General features: G+C 75.4%; 8 protein-coding genes. All 8 read left to right on the top strand.

The window, feature by feature from the left end; genetic code table 11:
• The coding region (locus tag VGL20_10635; GenBank protein HEY2704136.1) for a methylmalonyl-CoA mutase family protein at positions 1–514 on the top strand (514 nt) is incomplete at its 5' end.
• A 62-nt stretch (positions 515–576) separates the two neighbouring features.
• The gene (locus VGL20_10630; protein HEY2704135.1) at positions 577–1,032 is read left to right on the top strand and encodes a hypothetical protein; all 456 of its coding nucleotides are present in this window, start codon (positions 577–579) and stop codon (positions 1,030–1,032) included.
• Between the two features lie 10 nt (positions 1,033–1,042).
• Positions 1,043–1,825 carry an NUDIX hydrolase gene (locus VGL20_10625; protein HEY2704134.1) on the top strand — a complete coding sequence of 261 codons (783 nt, stop codon included), beginning with the start codon at positions 1,043–1,045 and terminating at the stop codon, positions 1,823–1,825.
• 176 nt (positions 1,826–2,001) lie between these two features.
• Positions 2,002–2,712, top strand: coding sequence for a hypothetical protein (locus tag VGL20_10620; GenBank protein HEY2704133.1), 711 nt, complete (start codon positions 2,002–2,004; stop codon positions 2,710–2,712).
• Positions 2,709–4,226 (top strand): glycosyltransferase family 2 protein, encoded by a 1,518-nt coding sequence (locus VGL20_10615; protein ID HEY2704132.1) that lies wholly within the window; start codon positions 2,709–2,711, stop codon positions 4,224–4,226. Before VGL20_10620 ends, VGL20_10615 begins: the two co-directional genes overlap by 4 nt.
• Complete coding sequence (locus VGL20_10610; protein HEY2704131.1) at positions 4,223–6,466, top strand: glycosyltransferase family 39 protein; 2,244 nt, start codon at positions 4,223–4,225, stop codon at positions 6,464–6,466. Before VGL20_10615 ends, VGL20_10610 begins: the two co-directional genes overlap by 4 nt.
• Positions 6,459–7,691: a glycosyl hydrolase family 8 gene (locus VGL20_10605; protein ID HEY2704130.1), complete on the top strand. Its 1,233-nt coding sequence runs from the start codon at positions 6,459–6,461 to the stop codon at positions 7,689–7,691. The genes VGL20_10610 and VGL20_10605 overlap by 8 nt, the downstream gene beginning before the upstream one ends.
• Entirely contained in the window at positions 7,688–8,485 is a 798-nt protein-coding gene (locus VGL20_10600) for an MBL fold metallo-hydrolase (GenBank protein HEY2704129.1), read from the top strand. Before VGL20_10605 ends, VGL20_10600 begins: the two co-directional genes overlap by 4 nt.
• The last annotated feature ends 152 nt before the right edge of the window (positions 8,486–8,637 follow it).

Below are 8,637 nucleotides of genomic sequence, written 5' to 3'. Positions count from 1 at the left end.
CGGCGAGGAGATCGGGGTCACCGCCACCGTCGACCCCCTCGGCGGCTCGTATTACGTCGAGGCGCTCACCGACGAGCTGCAGCGCCGGGCCGCGGCGCTGATCGCCGAGATCGACAGCCGCGGCGGCGCCGTCGCCTGCATCGAGTCGGGGTGGATGCAGGAGCAGATCCAGTCCGAGGCCTACCGTGCCGAGCGGGCGGTGGTGAGCGGCGAGAAGGTCGTGGTCGGCGTGAACCGCCACACCGAGACCGACGAGGCCGACCCGACGCCGATCTTCCGGCCGGACATGCGGGCGATGAACGAGCAGCTGGAGCGGCTCCGCGCGCACCGTGCGGCCCGCGACGGCGCTGCGGTCCGGGCCAGCCTCGAGGCGCTCGGCGCGGCCGCTCGCGACCCGTCGGCCGACCTGATGCCGCCGATCCTCGACGCGGTGCGGGCCTACGCCACCCTCGGCGAGATCTGCGGGAGCCTCCGCGAGGTGTTCGGCGGCTACCGCCCGCCGGTGTCGATCTGACCACCCGCGGCCTCGCCTCGGTCGCCGGCGCCCCTCGCCGCACCCTCGCCCAGCTGCGCCGCGTGCCCAGCCAGGTCTGGCTGGTGGGGGTGTTCGCGGCGATCGTCATCGGCGGCGTCTTCGGCACCATCGTGCCGCTGCTCACCACCGGCGGCGTCCCCCGCGCCGAGGTCTCCGGGCAGCTCCCCGAGCGCCTCACCGTCGGTGACAGCGTCGAGCAGCCGCTCGCCCTCGACAACACCAGCGGCGGCGTCATCAAGCACACCTGCCTGCTGGTCGGCCTGGAGCCCGCCGGGGTGGTCGACCTGCCCGAGGTGCGCTTCCAGGGCCTCGACACCTGGCGGGTCAGCGGCGGCCAGGCCTGCGGCGGCCAGCTCAGCGGCCAGGAGGTGATCAGCCTCCGCGCCCGGCTGGTGGCGCTGCGGCCGGGGACCGTCCACGTCCGGCTGACCGCCGGCGACGCGGGCCGGCCGATCGGGCCCCCGCTCAGCCGGACGGTGACGGTGGTCGCCCGCTGAGCCGATGACGGTGACGCCGCGGCTGTCGTCCTCGGTGATCCTGCTCGGCGACGTCGCCGGCGGCGGGGTCGAGGTGTACATGCTCCGCCGTCCCCTGGCCAGCAGCTTCGCCGCCGACGCCTACGTCTTCCCCGGCGGGGTGCTCGACGAGGCCGACTCGGCGGCGCCGGCGCTGGCCCTCGCCCCCGGCCTCGACCGCGCCGCCGCCGCCGCCCGGCTCGGGCTCCACGGCGCCGAGGGGGTGGCCCGGGGCGCCGGCCTGCACCTCTGCGCCGTCCGCGAGCTCTTCGAGGAGACCGGCGTGCTCCTCGGCAGGGTGGAGGGGCGGCCGCCCGGGGCCGGCGACGCCGGGGCGCTCGACGCCGCCCGGACGGCGCTGCTCGGCGGCGCCGAGGTGGCGGCGGTGCTGCCCCGCCACGGCCTCGAGCTCGCCCCCGAGCAGCTGCGCTACGTGGCCCACTTCATCACCCCCGCCGACGTCCCCCGCCGCTTCGACACGTACTTCTTCCTCGCCCCGGCGCCCCCCGGCCAGGAGCCGGTGGCCAACCCCGCGGAGGCGGCGCACGGAGGCTGGCACGACCCCGCGGAGCTGCTCCGGCGCCACCACGACGATCGCACCGTGCTGATGACCCCGACCCGCATCCTGCTCGCCGAGCTGGCCGAGCAGCCGAGCGCCGCGGCGGCCGCCGCCGACCTCGGGTCGCGCCCCGTCGCCGACATCCTGTTCCGCCGCGGCGACGTGGTCGCCGGCCGCATCCCCAGCCGGCTGCCCCGCCCCGACCAGCTCGACTGAGCCTCCTCCGGCCGCGTGAGGGTGGCGGATGCCCATGGCAGGCAGGCGAGTTGCCGAGGGCACCGAAGCGCAAGAAAACCACAAAAACCTCCGTTCACACCCTTGTGTCACCGCTGACCTGGTAGCGGCGGTGGTCCCCCCCGCGAACCCCCAGTTCGCCCCACCAGGAGGCAGCGATGAGACCGAAGGTCAGCACTGTCCGCACGCTCACCAAGACCGCCGCCGTGTCGGCCGTGGCCTGCGCGCTCCTCGGCACCAGCGCGATGACGGCACACGCGACGCCAGGCTCCCAGACCAGCGGCGACTGGCAGGACCAGGGCTGGAACGGCTCGCACCAGGACCAGGGCCACCGTCCGGCCTCGCAACCCACCCCGGTGCCGAAGCCCACCCCGGCGCCGAGGCCCACCCCACCGCCGAAGCCCACCCCGGCACCGAAGCCCGCCGCGGGCGGTGAACAGGACGGCCAGTGGCCGCCGGCGTGGTCGCACCAGCGGCCTCAACCCCCGGTGACCGGCACCAGGGCGGCGGCTCACCTGGCCGCCGCCCAGCCCGCGCCGCCCCCGAAGGCGCCGCCGGCGCCGCATCCCGCGACCGCCGCGCACCACCCCGACACCACGCCGGTCACCGGACCCGGGCTGGGCAGCTCGCCCGCGGTGGTGCTCGCCCTCGCCGCCTCGGCGCCACTGGCCGGCATCGGCGCCCGGATCGGCGGCATCGGCGGGGTGGTCCCGCTCCCCGGCTGGGGCTCGCTGCGGTCCTCGCTGCTCAGCGGCGGCCCGGCCGCGACCGGGGTCCTCGGCGCGATCGTCCTGGCCGGCTCGACCCTGCTCGGCCTCGGTGCCTACGCCTGCACCCGGCTGCGCCGCATGCTGGCACGCCGGTGGTGAGCGACACGCCCGCGGCTCCCCCCCGCCGGGCGGCGGTCGCGTCGCAGCGGGTCATGCGCGGCCTGGTGGTGGCCGGCGTGCTCTCGGTCGGCTGGTGGCTGATCTGGCTCGCCGACTGGTCGCACGCCGGCAACCCGCCGCTCTACGGGCTGCTGATGGCCGCCCAGCTGTTCAGCGTCATCCAGGTGCTCGGCTACTGGCACTGCATCTGGCACCGGCGCGCACCCCAGCCGGCGCCGCCGTCCGACCCGGCGGGGTGGGACGTCGACGTCCTCATCACCACCTACGACGAGCCCTACGACCTGGTCGCCGAGACCGTGGCCGCCGCGGTGGCGATGAACGGACCCCACCGCACCTGGCTGCTCGACGACGGCCGACGGGTCGAGTTCGCCGACATGGCGAAGCGGCTCGGCGCCGGCTACCTCACCCGCAAGAGCAACCGCGGCGCCAAGGCCGGCAACCTCAACGCCGCGCTGCGGCGGATCGGCGGCGAGTTCATCGCCGTGCTCGACGCCGACCACGTGCCCCGGCGGGACATGCTGGAGCGGCTGATGCCCTGGACCGCGGACCCCGCGGTGGCGGTGGTGCAGGCACCCCAGCACTACGCCAACCGGCGCAACGGCTTCGTCGCCGGCGGTGCGATGGAGCAGCAGGACATCTTCTTCGGGGCCATCCTCGAGGGGAAGGACGGCTGCGACGCGAGCTTCTGCTGCGGCACCAACATGGTGGTGCGGCGCGGCGCCCTCGACCAGATCGGCGGCTTCGACGAGGACTCGGTGACCGAGGACGCCGCCACCACCGTCTCCCTCCACGAGCATGGGTGGAAGACCCGCTACGTCAACGAGATCGTCGCCGACGGCCTCGCTCCCGAGGACCTGGCCGCCTACCTCTCCCAGCAGTTTCGCTGGGCGCGCGGCAACCTCCAGCTGCTGCTCTCCGGCCGGCTCGTGCGGAGCCGCCTCCGGCTCGGCCAGCGGCTCCAGTACGCCTGGTCGGCGGCACACTACCTCTCCTGCTTCTCGAGCCTCGTCTACCTGCTGCTTCCCTGCCTGGCCCTCGCCTTCGGGATCCAGCCGATGGGCGCGGCGACGACCGACTTCGTCTCCCACTTCCTCCCCTACCTGGCGATCTCGCTGGTGGTGTTCCTCCACAGCAACGACGGCAACCTGCGCTTCCGTGGGATCCAGCTGTCCTTCGGCCTCTTCCCGACCTACCTGTCCGCGCTCGCCTCGGTGGTCGCCGGCCGGAAGGTGGGATTCGTGGTCACTCCCAAGGTCCGGCAGAACGGCTCGTTCTACCGGCTGGTGTGGCCCCAGCTCCTGGTGATGGCGGTGCTGCTGGCGGCGATGGCCGACGGCGTGCTGCACTACGGCGGCGCCAGCACGGTGAGCAACGAGTGCTGGTGCGTGGTCAACCTCGCCCTGCTCCGGGGCGTGGTCAAGGCCGCCGCCAGCCAGCCGGTGCGGCGCCGCCGCATCGAGCCGGTGCAGGCGGCGAGCGGAGTGGCGGCATGAGCGTGAGCGCACCCCTCGAGACCGAGACCGAGACCGAGACCGAGACCGCGGCTCCGAGCCGCCCCGCCGCGGGAGGCGGGGCGGCCGCCGGGACACCGCGGCCGAAGAGCCGCCCGCGCACCGGGACGGCGCGGCGGAGGGGGCGCACCAGGACGGTGGTGGCCGGGCGCCGGCCGCCGCTCGCGCCCGACCGCGTCGCCCCCGCCCCGGCGCAGACGCCGGTCGCCGTCCCGGCCATGCCGGCGGCGGCGAGCGGGCGGGTCCGGGCCATCTACCGGCTGCTCCGCACCCACCCGCTGCGGGCGCTGGTGAGCAGCGCGCCGATGGCCCGCGCCACCCTCGCGGTGCTCTGCGGCTTCGCCGCGCTGCTCCGCCTCCTCCCCAGCGGCCACGACCTGCGTCTCGACGAGGCGCAGAGCATCCAGGTCGCGTCGCATCCGCTGATCGGCGGCGTCCAACCCTCGCTCTTCGTCACCACCGCGGCGGACGTCCACCCGCCCGCGTACCTGCTCCTCCTCCACGGCTGGATGCGGCTGGTGGGCACCGACGTGTACCTCCTCCGGCTCCCCAGCGCGGTGGCCGGCATCCTCTGCGTCCCCGCCCTCTACCTGCTCGCCAGGGCCCTGTACGGGCGCCGGGTCGCCCTGATCGCGGCGCTGCTCGGCACCGTCTCGCCGATCTGGATCTGGCACGCCCAGGAGGCGCGGATGTACCCGTTCGTCCTCCTGCTCGTCACCCTCGGCACCTGGCTGCTGATCACCGCGCTGCGCACCGGCGACCGCTGGCGCTTCGCCGGCTTCGCCGCCTGCTCGGTGCTCGCCGTGTACACCCACTACTTCGCGCTCCTGGTGCTGCTCGCCCAGGGGATGTACATCCTCCTCGAGACCCGCCCGAAGACCCGGCGCCGCACCCTGGTGGCGCTCGCCTGCGTGGTCGGGGTCGGCGCCTCGCTGCTCCCCTGGGGGCTGGTGGTGGTCGCCAACTACCACGGCGCGTCCGACCCCACGCTCGGCGCGCTCACCCTCTACACCCCGCTGATCACGCTGGTCCAGCTGGTCGCCGGCTACCTCACCACCCCGCTGATGTCGCAGGTGGTGGCGGCGTGGCCGCTGCTGGTGCTGGTCGCGCTCGGCATCGGCGTCTTCGGCGGCCGGATCTCGTCGGCGGGACGGCTGCTCTGGCTGCTCGTGCTGGTCCCGGTGCTCCTCGCCATCGCCGTGACCCTGGTGGCCAAGCCGGTGTTCTCGACCCGGTACCTGATCGTGGTCACCCCGGCGCTCTACGTGATGATCGCCCGGGCGCTGAGCCGGGCACTCCGCCACGACGTCCGCGCCTCCGTGGTGGCGCTGCTCACCGCGGCGCTGGTGGGCGGCTGGATGATCCAGAGCTTCAGCGTCCTCAACCCCGCCGAGGAGCGCTACTCCACCCTCGTCGGCTACGTCGAGGACCACGCCGCGCCCACCGACGCGGTGCTCCTCGACGCCGGCTTCGCCCAGTTCCCCTACCTCTACTACGCCCACAACAACCTGCCCGCGTACACCTACCCGCCGCCCGACGCCGGGGCGACGGTGAGCGACGCGCAGCTGGCCCAGTACCTGACCCGGCTGTCCACCGGCCGCCAGCACCTCTGGGCGCTCTTCGACCTCGACACCGCCACCGACGCCACCCAGCGGGTCCGCCACTGGCTCGACTACCACACCGCCGGCCGGCTGGTGGTCGAGGGCGGCCGCTTCGGACGCAACGTGCCCGGTGACAGCGCCAGCGCGGTGAACGTGCAGCTGGTGCGCTACGACGTCATCCCCGGGAAGGACACGGCGCAGGTCAGCCGGCCGCTGACCGTCGCCGAGCTGCGCGCCCTCGGCGGCCTCGGCGCCACCACCCGGCAGCCCTTCGCGACCACGACCTCGGCGCCGGGGACGCTGGCCACCCTGGTGGGCACGCCCGCCGCACCGGCGGCGCGCCGCGCGCACTGGACCATGCCCGCGCTGCCCTACATGGCGAGCAGCTCGCATCTCTCGCTGGAGAACGCCAACAGGTTCGCGATGACGGTCACCCTGCGCCGCGGCGGGGAGGCGCCGGTCAGCCTCTACGTGCCCGCACGGTCCGAGCTCGAGCTCGGGTCGGGGGCGATCGGAGGCCCGGTGACCGAGGCGTTCACCCTCGACGGCACCGCCCCGTTCGTGGCCGCACGCGACCTCGGTGACGCCAGCCGTGCGGTCCGCGTCTACGGCGATGCCTGAGTGGACCCGAGCGGTGGCGCTGGGCGCGGCGGCGCTGCTCGCCGCGGGCTGCGGCCAGGCGGCGGTCCCCCGGGGGACCGCCGCCCCCGCGCCCACCGGGCTCCCCGCCGCGACCTTCCCGCCGGCGCCGGCGACCACGCCGCCGCCGGGCCCCGCCGAGTCGGGGCTGCTCCAGGAGGCGTGGCAGGGGTACCGGGCCGCCTTCATCCAGGGTGACGGGCGGGTCGTCGACCCCGAGCGCGGCGGGGTCTCCACCTCGGAGGGCCAGTCGTACGCGCTGCTGCGCGCGGTCTGGAGCGGCGACCGGGACACCTTCGACCGGACCTGGCGGTGGACCCGGGACAACCTCGGCGTCCGCGAGACCGGGCTCTTCGGCTTCCTCTGGGGCGACAACCACCACGGCGCCTACACGCTGCTCAGCCGCGACAGCGCCGCCGACGCCGACGAGGACATCGCCCTGGCGCTGCTCCTCGCCTCGCGGCGCTGGGCCGACGCCGGCTACCTGTCGGGCTCGCGGGGCGTGCTCGCGTCGATCTGGGCGCACGACGTCGCCGGCGCCGGCGGCCGCCCCTACCTGAGCGCGGGCAGCTGGGCGCCGGGCAGCCGCGCCGCCGGGCTGATCGTCAACCCCTCGTACATGGCTCCGTACGCGTACCGTCTCTTCGCCGGCGCCGACCCCGCCCACCCCTGGGCGGAGCTGGTGCCCACCGCCTACGCGGTGATCCGCGACTGCACCGCGTCACCGCTCTCGACCGGGCGCAGTGCCGGGCTGCCGCCCAACTGGTGCGCCCTCGACGGCGGCGGCCGGGCGGGCGCGGCGCCGCGGATGACCGACCCCGACATCTACGGCTACGACGCCTTCCGCACGATGTGGCGAGTGGCCGTGGACGTGCTCTGGAACGGGGCCGCCGAGGGCCGCGCCTACCTCGCCGGGGCGACCCCCCTGCTCCGCGACTGGGCGTCCCGGCACGCCCTCGCCCCCCGGTACGGCCACGACGGCCGCGCCCTCGCCGGCGCCGCCGACCCGACCGCCGTGGGCGGCGACATCGGCGCCCTCCTGGTCACCGACCCGGCGGCGGCGCAGGCGGTGCTCCACGACGTGCTGCTCGCCTCCTACAGCCACGACGGCGCCGCCCACTTCGGCGACCCGCGCAACTACTACGAGCAGAACTGGGTGTGGTTCGGGATCGCCCTCGCCGACGGAGCGGTACAGTCGTGGGGATGACCGAGCCGGTGCTCATCCTCGCCCCCAACCCGTCGATCTACACCGGAAGGGGCACCAACACCTACCTGGTCGGCGACGGCCCGGGGCTGCTCTGCATCGACCCCGGTCCCGACGACGCCGGCCACCTCGAGGCGGTGCTGGCGGCGGCGCGGGGCGGGCGGATCGAGCGCATCCTCCTCAGCCACTCCCATCCCGACCACCGCCCGCTGGCCCGCGAGCTGGCGGCGCGCACCGGCGCCAGCGTCCACGCACTCCAGCCCGAGCGCGGCGACGACGGCGCGCTGCCGCTGCGCGACGGCGAGCGGGTGCGCTCCGGCGAGGTGGTTCTGGAGGTGGTCGCCACCCCCGGCCACAGCGGCGACCACCTCTGCTTCTTCGAACCCGACGGCGGGGTGCTCTACAGCGGCGACCACATCCTCGGCGGCATGACCAGCGTGGTCGACCCACCCGACGGCGACATGGCCGCCTACATGGCCTCGCTGGAACGGGTGCGCGCGCTGCGGCCGGCGGTGATCCACCCCGGCCACGGTCCGCGGGTCGACGACGCCATGGCGCTCATCGAGCAGTACCTCTCCCACCGCCGCGCCCGCGAGGCCGAGGTCGAGCGCGCGCTCCGCGAGCGTGGCGGCCCGGTGGCGCCGATCGAGCTGGTGCCGGAGATCTACGCCGCCTACCCGGTGGCGCTGCACCCGGCCGCCTCGCGCAGCGTCGAGGCCCACCTCGACAAGCTCGCCGCCGAGGGGCGGGTGACCCGGGTCGTGGTCGCCGGCGAGCCGCGCTACCGCATCCCCTGACCACCGGCCGGTCACCGGCGGGGTCACGGCGCGGGGGTCAGCGCGACCCCGCGGTGACCCCCGGCCGGGGCAGCAGGTCCCACTCGGTTCCACCGCCACGGACGTCGCGCACCTCGACGCCGAGACCGGTGAGCAGGTCGCGGAGCGAGTCG

Source organism: Candidatus Dormiibacterota bacterium, assembly GCA_036495095.1.
In the GTDB taxonomy this organism is placed as follows: Bacteria; Chloroflexota; Dormibacteria; order Aeolococcales; family Aeolococcaceae; genus CF-96.
Note: the sequence above shows the minus strand (reverse complement) of the source record. Positions and strands in the feature narration are given on the sequence as shown.

Excerpts from the sequence above, each read along its gene's own strand:
- VGL20_10620 (HEY2704133.1), top strand. The coding sequence starts at position 2,002 with ATGAGACCGAAGGTCAGCACTGTCCGCACGCTCACCAAGACCGCCGCC.
- VGL20_10610 (HEY2704131.1), top strand. The coding sequence starts at position 4,223 with ATGAGCGTGAGCGCACCCCTCGAGACCGAGACCGAGACCGAGACCGAG.
- VGL20_10605 (HEY2704130.1), top strand. The coding sequence starts at position 6,459 with ATGCCTGAGTGGACCCGAGCGGTGGCGCTGGGCGCGGCGGCGCTGCTC.
- VGL20_10600 (HEY2704129.1), top strand. The coding sequence starts at position 7,688 with ATGACCGAGCCGGTGCTCATCCTCGCCCCCAACCCGTCGATCTACACC.